Below are 16740 nucleotides of genomic sequence, written 5' to 3' on the forward strand. Positions count from 1 at the left end.
TTCAAATGTTGGCGGGAGAACGGCGCTGCCCGGCGAAAGCCGGAAACGCACCGGCCCGGCACGAGGGCCGGGCCGGTACGCGGGTGCTGCTTACTTCTTGCGGGCGGCCTTCTTGGCCGGCTTGCGCGCGACCTTGCGGGCTGCCTTCTTGCTGGCAGTGGACCTCTTGACCGCTTTCTTCGCGGTCTTCTTACCGGCGGCCTTCTTGGCCGTCTTCTTCACGGCCTTTTTGGCCGTCTTCTTGCTGCTGACCTTCTTTGCAGCCTTGCGGGCCGTCTTCTTCACGGCCTTCTTGGCGGTCTTCTTGGCGCCGGCCTTCTTGACCGCCTTCTTGGCGACCTTCTTGGCAGCGGCTTTCTTGACCGCCTTCTTGGCGGTCTTCTTGGCGCCAGCCTTCTTCACCGCTTTCTTGGCGGCTTTCTTGGCAGTCTTCTTGCCCGCGGCTTTCTTGGCAGCCTTCTTGACGGCCTTCTTCGCAGCCTTCTTGGCCGGAGCGGCCTTCTTGGCAGCCTTCTTGGCCGGCTTGCGCGCCTTCTTGGGGGCGGCCGGGGTTTCGGCAGCAGCCGGGGCTTCCGGCATGGCCGGGGTGGCAATCGAATCGAAATCGGTATCAATGGACATCTGGGTTTCCCCTCCGACGTGAGTTCAGTACTTGGCGTGGGCCTGCGTGTATCAAGGCTTCTAGACAGCTACCCGGGCACAGGCCGACGGTTGCAGGGCAACCGCCGGCCTGTGCTCAGAACTTGCCGTAATAGCCTTCCTTCAAGGCATCAAAGAGGTTTGCGGCGGTATGCAGCTCCCCGTCGTATTCCACTTCTTCATTGCCTTTCAGTTCGATAACGCTACCGTCTTCCAATTCGAAGCGGTAGAGGGTGTTCTCAAGATCGGCTTCCTTCACGAGCACGCCCTGGAATGCGGCAGGGTTGAAGCGGAAGGTGGTGCAGCCCTTGAGGCCCTGTTTGTAGGCGTAGAAGTAGATGTCCTTGAAATCTTCGTACGGATAGTCGGTGGGCACGTTCGCGGTCTTGGAGATCGAGGAATCGATCCATTTCTGCGAGGCGGCCTGGATATCCACGTGCTCTTTGGGCGTGATGTCGTCGGCGGCGACGAAGTATTCCGGCAGCTTGGCCTGGGGGTCGTCGGTGAACGGCATGGCGCTGGCATTGATGAGGGCGCGGTAGGCGAGCAGCTCGTAGCTGTACACCTCGACCTTTTCCTTGGTCTTGCGGCCTTCGCGAATGACATTGCGCGAATAGTGGTGGGCGAAGCTCGGCTCGATGCCGTTGCTGGCGTTGTTGGCGAGCGAGAGCGAGATGGTGCCGGTGGGCGCGATGGAGCTGTGGTGGGTGAAGCGGGCACCGGTCTCGGCGAGCTCAGCCACCAGGTTGGGCGCCACCGAGGCCACGCGCTGCATGTAGCGGCTGTACTTGGCGTGCAGCACGCGGCCGGGGATGGCGTCGCCCACCTTCCAGCCGTCGGCGGCCATTTCCGGGCGCTTGCGCAGCATGTCGCCGGTGACGGTGAACTCCTGGGCCAGGATGGGCGCGGGGCCCTTTTCCTTGGCCAGTTCCAGCGCCACTTCCCAGCCGGCCACGGCCATCTCGCGGGAGACGTCCTCGGTGAAGGCCACGGCGTCGGGGTTGCCGTAGCGCATCTTGAGCATGGTGATGGTGGACCCTAAGCCCAGGAAGCCCATGCCGTGGCGGCGCTTGGAGAGGATCTCGTTGCGCTGCTGTTCCAGCGGCAGGCCGTTGATCTCCACCACGTTGTCGAGCATGCGGGTGAACACCTTCACCACTTCGCGGTATTCGTCCCAGTCGAAGCGGGCCTTGGGGCCGAAGGGATCGCGCACGAAGGTGGTGAGGTTGATCGAGCCGAGCAGGCACGAGCCGTACGGCGGCAGGGGCTGCTCGCCGCAGGGGTTGGTGGCGCGGATGTGCTCGCACCACCAGTTGTTGTTCATCTCGTTGACCTTGTCGATCAGGATGAACCCGGGCTCGGCGTAGTCGTACGTCGAGACCATGATCATGTCCCACAGGTGGCGGGCGCGGATGTGGCCGTAGATCTTGCAGGCGACCAGGCCGTCCTCGCGGGAGACATAGTTCTGGTGGGTGGGCCACTCGCGCCAGACGACCTGGGCGGCGTCTTCCAGGTCGACCTCGGCCTGTTCCTTCACGTGCACCGGGAAGACCAGCGGCCAGTCCTGGTCGTGCTCCACGGCCTGCATGAAGCCGTCGGTGACGAGCAGGCTAAGGTTGAACTGGCGCAGGCGGCCGTCTTCGCGCTTGGCGCGGATGAATTCCTTGACGTCCGGATGGGCGACGTCGAACGTGCCCATCTGCGCGCCGCGGCGGCCGCCGGCGGACGACACGGTGAAGCACATCTTGTCGTAGATATCCATGAAGGACAGCGGGCCGCTGGTGTAGGCGCCGGCGCCCGAGACGTACGCGCCGCGCGGGCGCAGCGTGCTGAACTCGTAGCCGATGCCGCAGCCGGCCTTCAGGGTGAGGCCCGCCTCGTGCACCTTCTCCAGGATGTCGTCCATGGAGTCATGGATGGTGCCCGACACGGTGCAGTTGATGGTGGACGTGGCCGGCTTGTGCTCCAGCGCGCCTGCGTTGGAGGTGATGCGGCCGGCGGGGATGGCGCCACGGCGCAGCGCCCACAGGAAGCGCTCGAACCAGTGTTCGCGCAGTTCCGGCGTGGCTTCCACGTCGGACAGCGCGCGCGCGACGCGCTGGTAGGTTTCGTCGACGCTGCCGTCGACCGGTTCGCCGGTCTTGGCCTTCAGTCGGTACTTCTTGTCCCAGATGTCGTAGGACGCTGGCTGCAGCGGGATCATGGCAGTGCCATCGCGATTGATTTCCGGACCCACGGCTGGTGCACGCAAAGTGCTCATCGGCTTCCTGACCTCCCGGTATGGCCTCACGGCCCCGTTGGTTTCTTCTTGTTTGGTGTTATCCGTCCGCGTTCGTCGCTCTGTGCGAGGCCGTGCCTGACGGTTCCCCCTGCCGAGTTCTGCGACAACTCCCCCTAGAGCTGTCTAGATGGCACCAGCACTAGTTGGAACGCCGGCGCCCATACACAAGATGTTGTGGTGCGAACGGAGGTGCAAGTTACCCCCGTGATCGCCTGATGTCAAAGATTTTTGCGCGGGATCACGTTTGGAACTGTCGGCGTTCTGTTCCGTCGAAGTGAGCGCCTTTCCGTAAGGCTTGTCGTCGTGCGTGGGGCGCGTGTGTCGGTGCTTGCCGGCGGCTTTGTCGGGGTTGTCCGACACGCGCGGCGCCCACACCGTCGGAGGCCACGGAGCCGATGCGCGGTGCGGTTTTAAGATGCCCGCGGGTCGGCCAGCACTAACGCGTCCGAGCCGACGCTTCCAATTCGATAGGGAGTTCCGTTCCATGCCGCTACGTCGTTTCCGCCCCCTCGCCGCTCTGTTCGCCGCCCTGCTTGGCGCCGCCGTGCCGCTGGCCAGCCACGCCGCCCTGCCCACCACGGTGGACGGGCAGCCGATGCCCTCGCTGGCGCCGATGCTGGAGAAGGTGACACCGGCGGTGGTGAACATCTCGACCAAGACGCGCGTGCAAGTGCGCGACCCATTCTTCGACGACCCGATGTTCCGCCAGTTCTTCGGCCTGCAGGGCGTGCCGCGCGAGCGGGTGGCGCAGAGCCTGGGCTCGGGCGTGATCGTGGACGCGGCCAAGGGTTACGTGCTGACCAATAACCACGTGGTGGGCGGCGCGGACGACATTACGGTGACCTTGCAGGACGGGCGCGACTTCAAGGGCAAGCTGATCGGCACCGACCCGGACACGGACGTGGCGGTGGTGCAGATCCAGGCCACCGGCTTGCAGGCGCTGCCGCTGGCGGACTCGGCCAAGCTGCGCGTCGGCGATTTCGTGGTGGCCGTAGGCGACCCGTTCGGCCTGGGGCAGACAGTGACCTCGGGCATCGTGTCGGCGCTGGGGCGTTCCGGGCTGGGCGGCACGGGCTACCAGAACTTCATCCAGACGGATGCCTCGATCAACCCCGGCAACTCCGGCGGCGCGCTGGTGAACCTGCGCGGCGAGCTGGTGGGCATCAACACGATGATCTTCTCGCCCTCGGGCGGCAACGTGGGCATCGGCTTCGCCATCCCCACCAATCTCAGCCGCGACGTGATGCAGCAGCTGATCGCGCACGGCAAGGTGAGCCGCGGCAACCTGGGGCTGGAAACGCAGGAGATCACCCCGCGCATCGCCCAGGTGCTGGGCCTGAAGAACACCAACGGCGTGGTGGTGACGCGGGTGAGCGCCGGCTCCGCCGCCGAGAGCGCCGAAGTGGAAGTGGGCGACGTGATCACCGCGATCGACGGCAAGCCGCTGCGCAGCGCACAAGACCTGCGCAACGCCGAAGGCCTGCTGCCGGTGGGCAGCACGGTGAAGCTGACCGTGCAGCGCAACGGCACCAGCCGCGACGTGACCGCCAAGCTGGTGCCGGAGAAGCTCGCCACCGTGGACGGCGCCTCGCTCGACGCACGCCTGACTGGCGTGATCTTCAGCGAGCTGTCGCAGAACCTGCGCAGCCAGGGCGTGGCCGGCGTGACCGTGCAGAGCGTGCGCCCCGGCAGCCGCGCCGCGCTGGCCGGGTTGAGCGCGGGGGATGTGGTGCTTGGCGTGGGCAACGCGCGGATTCCGAACCTGGGCACGTTGAAAAGGCTGGCCGGCGTGAAGCCGCGGCAGCTGGTGCTGGTGGTATCGGATGAGGATGGGGTGCGGTATGTGGATGTGCGCTGAGGTGGAGGCGGCGATGTGAGCGATGCGTTTGCTCCCTCTCCCCGCCGGGGAGAGGGTTGGGGTGAGGGGCGCTACGGAGCGGAGAAGCGGGGACGTTGAGACGAGCGAAGGAAAAAGCTCTGCGCTTCGCTTCGTTGCCGGGTCTTGGCGAGCACCCGCCCCTCATCTGCTGTGACCGAAGGGAATCCCGTGGGACCGGCATCTTCTCCCCGGAGGGGAGAAGAGTTCGGGGGTGGAGGCCCGTGGCGCGTTTGAGCTTTCCTAGTTCCCAGAATCTGATGAGCACTCCTCCGCCTGACCAACGACGCGCTCCGCCCCCTCTCCCCGCCGGGGAGAGGGTTGGGGTGAGGGGTCCTTATGGAGCGGTGATGCGGTGGACTTGGAAGGAGCGAGGCCTGGGGCTTCGCTTCGTCGATGCGCTATCGCGAGCACCCGCCCCTCATCTGCCTGCCGGCATCTTCTCCCCGGCGGGGAGAAAAGTTCAGACGTCGGGGACCGAGGCTCTCCCCACCATCCGTGAACGCCTTCACGCACCCGTGAAGACGCAGCGCCCAACTCGCGGCTCGCGTCGCAAGAACCCCTGATATCAGCCCCGTCCGTCAGCCCCCGTTTCGCTTTCTTGCGCCACGATGCCGGACGAGGGAGATTCAGGGCGTTTTTTCTGGCCCTAAAGCGCATTGATTCGCTTGATTGTTCTTAGGCGGCCGGATGAAATACCGCAGCTTCATCCGACGCATGCGCGCCATGACGGCAGTACGCGGTCCATCTCAGTCGAACCCGGGGTTTCCCACACATATGTCTTTCCGTCTCGCACGCATCCTTTCCGTCGCGTTGCTCGGCGTGGCCGCCGCCACCGCCGTGCATGCCGCACCCAAGGCCAAGTCCTCCAAGAAAGCCGCCCAGCCGGCGGCGCCCACGCTGATCTGGCGCGGCGACCAGGCGACCGCGCGCGGCCTGGTGACCGACGTGGCCAAGGCCTATGAGAAGTCCGGCAAGGGCAAGATCGAGGTGCAGCCGTTCAATACCGCCTCGGGCCTGGATGCCGTGGCCAAGGGCACGGCGGATTTCGCCGGCAGCGCCCGCGGCCCGGACGGCACGGCCGAGCGCAGCCTGGTGTTCACGCCGGTGGCGTGGGACGCGCTGGTGATGATCACCTACCCGTCCAACCCGGTGAACAGCCTGACGCTGAAGCAGATGCACGACATCTACTACGGCAAGATCACCAACTGGAAGGAAGTCGGCGGCAATGACGAGCCGATCAACCTGTATGCCGTGGCCAGCCCCGGCGACGGCGTGGAATACAGCCTGCGCAAGCTGCTGTTCGGCCGCGGCAATCAGCCGGTGGCGGCGCCGCGCCTGTACGTGAATACCGCGAAGCTGGAAGAAGCGGTGACGCTGGACCCGAAGGCGCTGGGCGTGACCACGCTGGCGGGCATCACCGGCAACCGCAAGGTGAAGGCCCTCAGCGTCAACGGCGCCCCAGCCAGCCCGGCCACGGTGAAGGACGGCAGCTATCCGCTGTTCATCCCGGTCTACCTGATCACCAACGACAGCAGCCCGAAGGCCGCGCAGCTGAAGGTGTTCATGGACTTCCTGACGACCGCCCCGGCGCGTGAGGTGGCCCGCAAGCACGACCTGGTGCCGTACGACGAAGCGCCGGCGCTGGCGGACCTGGACGCGTCGCGCCGTCCGAAGATCCTGGCCGAAGTGGGCGCCCGCCCGGTGGTGGAAGAGCCCACCCCGACGCCGGTCGCCGCGCCGGGCGCCACCTACGCTTCGCGTTCGGCCATCGCGCCGACCTCGGAGCTGACCCAGCAGGCCAAGCAGGACTTGCAGGCCCGCAACGACGCCACCACCGAGAAGAAGGCCGAAGCCAGCGCCGCGGCGACCGCGAACGCGACGGCGGCTGCTACGTCCGCCGCGCTGGACAAGACCTACACCGTGAACAAGGGCGACACGCTGTCGGTGATCGCCAAGAAGTACTCGGTGACGGTGACCGACCTGCGCAGCTGGAACGGCCTGAAGAACGACAACGTGAAGATCGGCCAGGTGCTGAAGGTGAGCCTCTGAGGCTTCCCTTGCGCATCCGCGCACTCACGCTGGACCTGGACGACACGCTCTGGCCGGTGCTTCCCGCGCTGGAGCGTGCGGACCTCGAGCTGGACGCCTATCTGCGCCAGCATTACCCCGACGTCGCGCGCGCCTGGCCCATCCCGGCCATGCGCGCGCTGCGCGCCCAGGTGGCGCAGGAGCGCGTCGACCTGGCCCACGATTTCACCGCCCAGCGCCATCTGACCATGCAGCGCGCCTTCGCCGCCTGCGGCCTGCACGACGCTCCGCTGGACGTGCTGTGGGACATCTACTTCACCGCGCGCAACAGCGTGGAGCTGTACGCCGACAGCCTGCCGGCCCTTGAGCGCATCACCGCGACCCACCCGGTCGCCAGCCTGACCAACGGCAACGCCGACCTGGACATGATCGGCATCCGCGCCCACTTCTCGCACCACGTCTGCGCCCGCGACACCGGCGTGGCCAAGCCCGACCCACGCATCTTCGTCGCCGCGGCGGAACGGCTGGGCGTGGTGCCGGAGGAGATTCTTCATGTGGGGGACGATCCGGTGTTGGACGTCGTTGGTGCGAGGGATGCCGGACTGAAGACGGCTTGGATCAACCGCACGCGGGTTGCGTGGCCTGAAGAGCTTGGCCCTGCGCCGGATCTGGATCTGGCGGATATGACGGCGCTGGCGGATTGGTTGGAGGGGCAAGAGCGGTGAGTTTGAAGGTAACCGTGTGTGGGTAGTCACGGTTTCCTTACGTCATACCGGAGAGCGCACAGCAGAGGCTGCGATGCCCGGCTGGTTTGCGCTCTGGGTTTGGCCTGATGGCCTCGGCAAGCGGGTAAGGCGGACCTAAACGTGTCGGGTTGGGGTTCGTGCGCTCAACGCAATCTACGCGAGCGCTGTGGCTCTAGCCGCGTCTTCGCGAGCACCCGCCCCTCATCCCGCCTTCTCCCCGGCGGGGAGAAGGAGAAGTGCCGTACCGCGGCAAGAAAAAAACGAGAGCGAGCGAAGCGACGCTCCGTGTCGCTCTTGATCTTCCGGGTTCCCTTCGCGGCGATGAGGGCTGGACGATCAGGCCGCCAAAGGCGGGCGGGGACAGGACGTCCCCGCCTTTTCGATTCGGGCAGGGATGCCCGATCGAAAAGCCCGGCCAGCCCTCAACGCACCCGGAGCAGCGAAGGCTGCGGAGGGCGCCGCGCAGGGGCCCTTCTTCTTGGTTACTTCTTCTTGGGCAAGCAAGAAGAAGTAACTCGCTCTCCGGCAGGAGAGCGAAACCCTCGCCCCGCGAGGGGCGAGACCAGACTGGCGACCACGTCGCGACGACCGAGCCATGTCGCCGCTAGATGACTCGCAGCTCTCGCCCCTTCGGGCGTTTTCTGCGCGACGCGCTCCATCCGGCCTACGCCGGAATGACGAGTAGGTAAACGGGCGGCGACCCTTAGCGCCCATTGGGGTTCGCGGGCTCACCCCAACCTACGTCGCTTCGCGCTGCGTGCCCGTCCGGCCCGCGCCGGCATGACGGCCATATGAAAGCGCGTGGCGATCCTCAGCCCTCCGCGGTTCGCGAGCGAGAACCCCAAGCTGCGGTGGCAAGGATGCGGAGCCGCGCTCCGTAGGGCCCCTCACCCCGGCCCTCTCCCCGGCGGGGAGAGGGAGAAGAATCAAGGGCGTGATCGCTTCCACTTCGCTTAGCGGGCTGCGGAACCATCGCCCAGATATTCGCCGACCCACAAAAAAGCGCGCATCATGGCGAGCCAAACCCGCAAGCCAGGCGCGCACGGCGCGCCGAATGGAGTCTCATGTCCCTGATCGAACGCAAAGCCGGCGACCGCCAGAGCATCGCCATCGAAACCACCGACGCCACTCGTCTGGCCGCCACGAAAAAGCGCCTGAGCGCCGCGCAACGGCGGTGGCTGGAGCAGAGCGGGTTCGAAGGCGCGCCGGGCACGTTCGCGCTGGTGGCGGACGCCAGCGGCAAGCTGGAACGCGTGGTGGCCGGCGTGGATGCGGCGGATGCGCTGAACGCGATCGCCCACCTGCCCCGCGCGCTGCCGGAAGGCAACTATCACCTCGCCGACGAAGGCGTGCTCGCCGACAAGGCGCAGGCTGCGCTGGGCTGGGCGCTGGGCGCGTATGAGTTCACCCGCTACCGCAAGGCGAAGCGGGCGCCGGCGAAGCTTGCCGTGCCGGCCGCGGAGCTGAAAGCGCTGGCACCGCTGGTGGAAGCCACCGCGCAGGTGCGCGACCTGGTGAATACGCCGACCGAGGACATGGGCCCGAAGCAGCTCGCCGAGGCGGTGAGCCAGCTGGGCAAGGCGTACAAGGCCAAGGTGCGCGAGTGGGTCGGCGACGAGCTGTTGAAGGACAACTTTCCCACCATCCACGCTGTGGGCCGCGCCAGCCATCGCGCGCCGCGCCTGGTCGAGCTGACCTGGGGCAAGCAAGGCGACCCGAAGGTGGCCGTGATCGGCAAGGGCGTGTGCTTCGACACCGGCGGCCTGGATCTGAAGCCGGCGGACGGCATGCGCTGGATGAAGAAGGACATGGGCGGCGCCGCGCACGCGATCGCGCTGGCGCGCCTGATCATGGAGGCGAAGCTGCCGGTGCGCCTGACGCTGTTGATTCCCGCCGTGGAAAACGCGGTGAGCGGCAACGCACTGCGCCCAGGCGAGGTGATCGTCACGCGCGGCGGCCATAGCGTGGAAATCGACAACACCGACGCCGAGGGCCGCCTGGTGCTGTGCGACGCGCTGGCGTACGCGGGCGAGCAGCAGCCCGAGCTGATCATCGACTTCGCCACGCTCACCGGCGCGGCGCGCGTGGCGCTGGGGCCGGACCTGCCGGCGCTGTTCGCCAACCGCGACGAGCTGGCGGAACAGGCGCTGGCCGCCGGCCGCGCGACGAACGATCCGCTATGGCGCCTGCCGTTGTGGCGGCCGTACCGGAAGATGCTGGAGTCGTATATCGCCGACTTCGCCAACAGCGGCGCGTCGCGCCATGCGGGCGCGATCACCGCGGCGCTGTATCTGGAACGCTTCGTGTCGGACAACACGCCCTGGCTGCACCTGGATACGTACGCGTGGAACGACGGCGACCGCCCCGGCCGCCCGCGCGGCGGCGAGGCGATGGGCCTGCGCGCGATGTTCGCGTTGCTGCAGCAAAGGTACGCACGCGGCTGAAGCGATTGGCTCATGCGTTCGGAGCGGCCCGCCATTCGGCGGGCCGTTTTCGTTTGGGCGCCGGACAGAGCGGCGTAGGTTGGAGTGAGCCGCAGGCGAACTCCAACAAGGGCGATCCGGACCGATGGATGCGTCGAGGGGGTTCACATGGAGACCATGCGAGGGGCATGGCTGAATCGCCCGAGTTCGCGCCAGATGTCCGCCAGCACGCGCTGCTTGCGCAGCAGCACGTCCTCGCTTCGAAAACGGCGCAGGCGGAAGCCTTTGCTTTCCAGCATGACGGTGCGGGCGGAGTGGTAGGACGGGGCGGCCTGCACGCGACCGTCTTCGATCTCCACGATCAGTCGGCCGGGGATGCAGACCATGTCGACCAGGTAGCCGGCGATCAGGTGATGGCGGCGAAACCGGTAGCGGACCATTTCCTCGCTCTGCAGGGCCAGCCACAGATGGCGCTCGGCCTGGACGCATTGATCGCGGCGGCGGTCGAGCTGGCGGCGTAGGTAGTGCATGCGTTCGCTCCTTGCGATGGGGTGGGAACAGTTAGCCGTCCGCACCCCATCCCTCGCCATCGGCCGCATGCGCCGCGTCGCGTCGGGTTCCGCTGTCGATCGAAGCCGGCCGCCGGCCGGTTCCCGCTGGCCGCCGCCAGTGCCGGTTGGCATGACCTTCGGCGATGTTGCCTAGGACACTTCGCTGCCATCCTATGGGCTTCGTTCCTAGGGATCCCCTCCATGCCGACCCTTCGCTCCCGCCTGCTTACCTTGGGCCTCGCTGCGCTGCTGGGCAACCATGCGGCCTTTGCCGCCGACACGTCCGCCAAGGACCAGCCACCGCTGAGCGAGCAGACCCAGCGCTCCGGCGGCATGCTGCCGGCCGAGCAGAAGCGGCTGAACTTCGATCACGCCGAGCTGCATTTCGCCGTGGACACGACCAAGCAGACGCTGGACGCCACCGCGCGGCTGACGTTCAGCGCGCGCGAACGTGCGGATGCATTGCTGCTGGACCTGGACCCGAACCTCAAGATCAGCAGCATCACGCTGGACGGCAAGGCGCTTCCGGCTGGCGCCTGGAGCAATCCTGACGGCCGCCTGCGGATTTCCCTGACAAAGCCCCTGGCGAAAGGCGAACGGACCACCGTGGACATCCACTACGGCGGCAAGCCGCACGTCGCCAAGCGCGCGCCATGGGACGGTGGCTTCGTGTGGGCCAAGACGGACGACGGCCAGCCGTGGGTCGCCACGGCGGTGGAAGGCGAAGGCTGCGACCTGTTCTGGCCGTGCATCGATCACCCGATGGGCAAGCCGGACCTAGTGGATACGTACATCACCGTGCCCAAGTCGCTGGCCGCGCCGGGCAACGGCACGCTGGTGGAGATCACGGACGAGGGCGCGAACCACACGTATCACTGGCGTGCGAAGCATCCGACCACTTATGCCATCTCGCTCAACATCGGCCCGTTCGACGTGCTGAAGGGCGACTACAAGAGCCGCTACGGCAACACCATCCCGATGCAGATGTGGTACCTGCGCGGGCATGAGGCGCAGGCGAAGCAGCTGTTCGGCGAGTTCCCGCGCATGCTGGATTTCTTCGAGGAGCAGATCGGCCCGTATCCGTTCGGCGACGAGAAGATGGGCGTGGTGGAGACGCCGCACCTGGGCATGGAACACCAGACCATCAATGCGTACGGCAACGGTTATCCGCGCAGCGAGTTCGGTTTCGACTGGCTGCTGCAGCACGAGTTCTCGCATGAGTGGTTCGGCAACCAGGTGACCAATGCCGACTGGGACGACATGTGGATCCACGAGGGCTTCGGCACGTACATGCAACCGCTGTACGGGCAGTACCTCTACGGCGACATGCCCTACTTCGCGATGCTGCAGACCGAGCGCACGCAGGTGAAGAACGCGTTCCCGATCGTGGCCGGCCGCAGCCAGTTCGAGCACGAGGTGTACGACGCCGGGCATGGGCCGGCCAACGACATCTACTACAAGGGCTCGCTGATGCTGCATACGCTGCGGCAGATGATCGGCGACAAGGCCTTCTTCGAGACCGTGCGCCGGCTGGTGTATGGGCGCCCGGACCCGAAGCCGGGCAACTTCGCGCCGCATTACGCGACCACGCGCGACTACATCGACATCGTCAAGCAGGTCACGGGCAAGGACCTGCGCTGGTTCTTCGACGTGTACCTGTACGAGGCGGCGCTGCCGTCGCTGGAAGTGAAGCACGAGGGCGACGCGCTCTCGCTGCATTGGAAGGTGCCGCACGACAAGCCGTTCCCGATGCCGGTGGAGGTGCAGGTGGGCGACGCCATGCACACGCTGCCGATGACCAACGGCAGCGGCACGCTGGCGGCGCCGGCCGGGGCGCTGGTGATTGTCGACCCGCGCAGCAAGGTGCTGCGCGATCTGCCGCATATGGCGGAATTCCAGCAGTGGAAGAAGGAACAGGCGGAAAAGAAGATGAAGGCGGAGAAGAAGGGCTGATCTTGCCGGGCCGGTAGGGGCGAGCCGAAGGCGAGCCCAAAGATGACCGTGCCAGGTCCGCTTCATTCGCTTTGAGGAGAGTTCGGGCGGGGACGAGACATCGTCTTCGCCTCCGCCCGGGTTCTCCGCTTTTCCCGACAGCGACCTTTGGGCCGGCGACGGAAGAAGGGGTCAGCTCCGTCGGTTGACGAAAGAAGTCACCGCTCCAGTGGCGCGGCGTCCTCCGTTCCACCCAACAGCCGCCGCAACGTGCGCACCACCGCGCGCAGCCCGCGCAGGATCTTCGGCAGCAGCCAGAGCATCAGCAACACGAACAGGCCCAGCGCCACCAGCAGCGCCAGCGGGTGCTGCCACATCAGGTAGAACATGCCGGCCCAGGTAAGGTCTTCGCCGACGCTCGCGCCCCAGTTGCTGAAGGGTTCGGGCGAGGTGTTGATCAGCGCGCGGCTGCCGGATTTCGCCAAATGCGTGCTGGAGACCAGCGCGCCACCGAGCAGGGCCGCGGCGGCCTGCATGGCGGGCGAGGCTTCCTTGAATACGCCCCAGGCGAGCAGCGTGCCGGCGGGGATGCGGATGAAGGTGTGGATGGCGTCCCACACGCTGTCGAAGGCGGGCACCTTGTCGGCCAGGAATTCCCCGACCATCAGCACGCCGGAGACGCCGAGCATCCAGGGATCGGCGAGGATCTCCAGCGCGGACGGCAGGTGCACGTAGCCAAGGCGGCCAAGCAGACCCGCGAGAAAAACCGTGGCATAGAGGCGGATGCCGCTGGCCCAGGCCAGGCCGCCCGCGAGCGCGACGTTCGACAGCATGTCCATGACGGGCTCTCTATGGCGGCGGGCAACGCCTGCCTATGTACGCCGCGCCGCGCGCCAAGTCCATGGCGCGGGCGGTGCCGGTTCAGCGGCCGTCGCGAGCCTCAGGCCGACAGGTGGGGTTCGGGGACGTAAGGCATCCAGTCGATGCCCTGGAACCAGCGCAGCCTCAGATAGGCCGGCAGTCCGGTGAGCAGCGTCCAGGGGCTGATCGGGTGGATATCGTTACTGGCCACCTCCAGCGACGCGGCGGGCGGCAGGTCGGCTTCGCCGCGTCGCTCGCGCAGCCAGCGTACCTGTCCGCGCATCCAGCCGCGGCGTAAACGCTGGGCGCGAATCGCGTCCTCGTAGGGAAAGGTGGCGTCGCGGCCATGCTCGCGGAACAGCCGTTCCTGCCAGGCGAACAGCGACAACAGCCGCGGGTGGTGGCTGAAATGCGGCACGATGCGCAGCGGACGCAGCAGCGAGGCGAGCGTCAGGTCCGCGGCAGTGAACTGGCCGCCCACCAGCCAGCGCTCCGTCGCCATCCGCTCGGCGAGCGGCAGCAGCAGCGTCTCCAGCCGCTCGTAGATGCGATCGTGGCGGTTGCGGTGAAAGCGGAAGCGCAGCGTCAGCATCATGCCCAGCACCGGCGCGGCCAACCGGCGCCAGCCGCGCCGCGCGAACAGGCCGCCCCAGACCTGGGGCATGAATAACTGCGCCAGCGTCTGCGGGCACTCCATGATCAATTGCGTGTAGCCCAGGCGCCTGGCATACAGGCCGAGGGTCGAGTCGAGCCGGAGCATCCATTGCCAGACCGCTTCGCGCCCGGCGGGATCGGCGGGAAAAAGCGGGCGCTCGGGATAGGTCTCCTCGAGATAGCGGATGATCGGCGAGGAATCGCCAATGGCCGCTCCCGTGGCCGGGTCGTGCAGTAGCGGCACCGTCCGCGCGCCTTCGAAGCGGCGCATTTCCTTCTTGGTGAACGCCACGATGTCGATGCCTCGCCAGGGCAGCCGCTTGTAATCCAGCGCCCAGCGCACCTTTTCCACGTAATGGGACCAATGCAGCTTGTACAGCTCGAGCATGACGTTCACTCCTTGGACGTCAAGCTCGGATGGGGGCGACGCCTCTCCACCGCAAGCAACGCGCGGGCATAAAAAAGCGGCGCTTACGCGCCGCTTTTCGTGAAACCCGGTGACCTCAGCGGGAACCGGGCGCGGTGGCCGGCTCCGAGGCCGCGGCCGTGCCGGCGGAGAACTTGCCGCCGTACGGCAGGACTTCGGCGGCCAGCTTGGCGTCGCCCTTGATGAGGCCCACCGCGTCGAACAGGATGTGCGCGGTTTCGTCGAGCTGCGGGTCGGCCGCCTTCTTGGCTTCCTTCTCCTGCTTGAGCTCGGACTTCAGGCTGCGCTCGTTCGGGTTGAGGCCGTCGTCCAGCGAATCGCGGTCGTCGTCGAAAGCGACGCCGTCGATGGCCTTGTGGCGGTTGCGGAAGTCCGCCTGGATGGCGTCCTGGTCCTTACGCTCGGTCTGGCGCTGGGCGAGGTTGAGCGAGATGGAGGTCTTGTCGCGCATCTTCCGGTACTGCGCCAGCTCGTCGAGCATCAGCTTCCAGGACGGCGACTTGACCACGCGCGCGTCGTGCTTGGCCTGCAGCTGGCCGAGGTAGGCCTTGAGGTCCGCCACGGGCTTGTAGTCCGGCGCGGGCGCGATCTGGGTCCACTGCAGCGCGTTGTCGTAGGTGGATTCGCCGAAGTCCTTCTCGTCGCCGTTCTTCGGGAAGTTGATGTCCGGGGTCACGCCCTTGAGCTGAGTGGAACCGCCATTGATGCGGAAGAACTCGGCGATGGTCATCTTCAGTTCGCCCAGCTGCGGCTTCTCCTTGGCGCGGCTGGTGAAGCGGTCGAGGTCGACCAGGTTCTGCACCGTGCCCTTGCCGAAGGTGGGCTGGCCGATGATCAAGCCGCGGCCGTAGTCCTGGATGGCGGCGGCGAAGATCTCGGACGCCGAAGCGGAGCCGCGGTTGACCAGCACGGCCATGGGGCCGGACCAGGCCATGCCCGGATCGTCGTCGCCCTGCACGTCCACCTGGCCGCGCGCGTCGCGCACCTGCACCACCGGGCCCTTGTCGATGAACAGGCCGGTGAGCTCGTTGGCTTCCGTGAGCGAACCGCCGCCATTGTTGCGCAGGTCCATGATCACGCCTTCGACGCCGGCCTGCTTGAGCTCGCCGAGCAGCTTGGCGACGTCGCGGGTGGCGCTCTTGAAGTTCTTGTCGCCTTCGCGGCGCGCGCCGAAGTCGGAGTAGAAGGTGGGCAGCTCGATCACGCCGATCTTGCGGCTGACGTTGCCGTCCTTGATGTCGATGATCTTCTTCTTGGCGGCCTGCTCTTCGATGCTCACCTTCTGGCGCACGAGGGTGACGACCTCATGCTTGCCGTCCAGGCCGGCGTCGGCAGGAAGGATCTCCAGCCGCACGGTAGTGTCCTTCTTGCCGCGGATGCGGTTGACCACGTCGTCCAGGCGCCAGCCGATGACGTCGATCATGGGGCCATCGGTGCCCTGCCCGATCGCGACGATGCGGTCGCCCACGTGCACCTTGCCGGACTTGGCGGCCGGGCCGGCGGGCACGACTTCGCGGATGGCGGTGTATTCGTCGCGCGCCTGGAGCACGGCGCCGATGCCTTCCAGCGACAGCTTCATGGAGATGTCGAAGTTCTCCGCCGCGCGCGGGCCGAGGTAGTCGGTGTGCGGGTCGGTGGACTCGGCGTAGGCGTTCATGAAGGTCTGGAACGCGTCTTCGCCGTCGAGCTGGCGCACGCGCTCGATGTAGCCGGCATAGCGCTTGTCGAGCGTCTTGCGGATGTCGTCGTCGCTCTTGCCGGCCAGCTTCAGGCGCAGCCAGTCGTTGGTGGTGCGCTGGCGCCACAGGGTGTCGAGCTCGGCCTGGTCCTTGGGCCAGTCGGACTTCTTGCGGTCGTAGGTGTAGCTCTCGTTGGTGTTGAGGTCGATGCCCTTCTTCAGCAGCTCGCGCGCGAAGGTCATGCGGTCGACCGCGCGCTGGATGTAAAGGTTGAACACCGAGAACGGACCGGTGAGGTCCTGGTTCCAGATGGCATCGTCGAACTGCGACTTCAGCGGCGCGAACTTGGCCATGTCGGCCTGGGTGAAGAACACCTTCTCGCTGTCCAGCGAATCGAAGTAGGCCTTGAAGATCTTGGCCGACATCGCGTCGTCGAGCGGTTGCGCGTCGTAGTGGAAGCGAGTGAGGAAGCGCGCGGAGAGCTGCGCCGCCTGTGCCTGGGTGAGCGTAGCCTTGAGCGGCAGCGAGGAGGCCTTGCGCCCGCCGCCCGCACCGAGGTCGGCCGCCGATTGCGCGTGCGCGCCGCCGACGGTGAAAGCGAGCAGTAGCGCGAGCGATACGTTACGCAGGTTCATGAGTC

General features: G+C 66.7%; 11 protein-coding genes. 5 read left to right on the top strand and 6 right to left on the bottom strand.

All coding sequences use genetic code 11. The features are described from left to right. Positions 1–90: 90 nt before the first annotated feature. A complete protein-coding gene (locus RKE25_RS20670) occupies positions 91–621 on the bottom strand; it encodes a hypothetical protein (RefSeq protein WP_311839965.1) in 531 nt (176 codons plus the stop codon). A gap of 115 nt (positions 622–736) precedes the next feature. Next, positions 737–2899, bottom strand: a complete 2163-nt coding sequence (locus tag RKE25_RS20675; protein WP_311839966.1) for an adenosylcobalamin-dependent ribonucleoside-diphosphate reductase — start codon at positions 2897–2899, stop codon at positions 737–739. Positions 2900–3404: 505 nt separating this feature from the next. Between RKE25_RS20675 and RKE25_RS20680 the strand changes: the two genes are divergently transcribed. The 4 genes from RKE25_RS20680 (at position 3405) to RKE25_RS20695 (ending at position 10017) form a co-directional block, all read left to right on the top strand. Continuing rightward, positions 3405–4778 carry a Do family serine endopeptidase gene (locus tag RKE25_RS20680; protein WP_311839967.1) on the top strand — a complete coding sequence of 458 codons (1374 nt, stop codon included), beginning with the start codon at positions 3405–3407 and terminating at the stop codon, positions 4776–4778. A 795-nt stretch (positions 4779–5573) separates the two neighbouring features. Continuing rightward, on the top strand, positions 5574–6848 hold the full coding sequence (locus RKE25_RS20685) for a substrate-binding domain-containing protein (RefSeq protein ID WP_311839968.1): 1275 nt from the start codon (positions 5574–5576) through the stop codon (positions 6846–6848). 8 nt (positions 6849–6856) lie between these two features. Continuing rightward, complete coding sequence (locus RKE25_RS20690; protein WP_311839969.1) at positions 6857–7552, top strand: HAD family hydrolase; 696 nt, start codon at positions 6857–6859, stop codon at positions 7550–7552. Between the two features lie 1085 nt (positions 7553–8637). Then, the gene (locus tag RKE25_RS20695) at positions 8638–10017 is read left to right on the top strand and encodes a leucyl aminopeptidase family protein (protein WP_311839970.1); all 1380 of its coding nucleotides are present in this window, start codon (positions 8638–8640) and stop codon (positions 10015–10017) included. Between the two features lie 143 nt (positions 10018–10160). Here RKE25_RS20695 and RKE25_RS20700 read toward each other — a convergent pair whose 3' ends face one another. Next, positions 10161–10526 carry a DUF559 domain-containing protein gene (locus RKE25_RS20700; RefSeq protein ID WP_311839971.1) on the bottom strand — a complete coding sequence of 122 codons (366 nt, stop codon included), beginning with the start codon at positions 10524–10526 and terminating at the stop codon, positions 10161–10163. Between the two features lie 222 nt (positions 10527–10748). Here RKE25_RS20700 and RKE25_RS20705 point away from each other — a divergent pair, with 222 nt between their 5' ends. Continuing rightward, positions 10749–12500 carry a M1 family metallopeptidase gene (locus RKE25_RS20705; RefSeq protein ID WP_311839972.1) on the top strand — a complete coding sequence of 584 codons (1752 nt, stop codon included), beginning with the start codon at positions 10749–10751 and terminating at the stop codon, positions 12498–12500. A gap of 197 nt (positions 12501–12697) precedes the next feature. On the opposite strand, the gene RKE25_RS20710 is transcribed toward RKE25_RS20705, so the two are convergent. The 3 genes from RKE25_RS20710 to RKE25_RS20720 form a co-directional block, all read right to left on the bottom strand. Further along, the gene (locus tag RKE25_RS20710; RefSeq protein WP_311839973.1) at positions 12698–13318 is read right to left on the bottom strand and encodes a DUF4126 domain-containing protein; all 621 of its coding nucleotides are present in this window, start codon (positions 13316–13318) and stop codon (positions 12698–12700) included. Positions 13319–13419: 101 nt separating this feature from the next. Continuing rightward, entirely contained in the window at positions 13420–14382 is a 963-nt protein-coding gene (locus RKE25_RS20715) for a glutathione S-transferase family protein (protein ID WP_311839974.1), read from the bottom strand. A 115-nt stretch (positions 14383–14497) separates the two neighbouring features. Then, complete coding sequence (locus RKE25_RS20720; protein WP_311839975.1) at positions 14498–16735, bottom strand: carboxy terminal-processing peptidase; 2238 nt, start codon at positions 16733–16735, stop codon at positions 14498–14500. Between the last annotated feature and the right edge of the window lie 5 nt (positions 16736–16740).

Origin of the sequence: Dyella sp. BiH032 (assembly GCF_031954525.1) — a bacterium.
In the GTDB taxonomy this organism is placed as follows: domain Bacteria; phylum Pseudomonadota; class Gammaproteobacteria; order Xanthomonadales; family Rhodanobacteraceae; genus Dyella_D.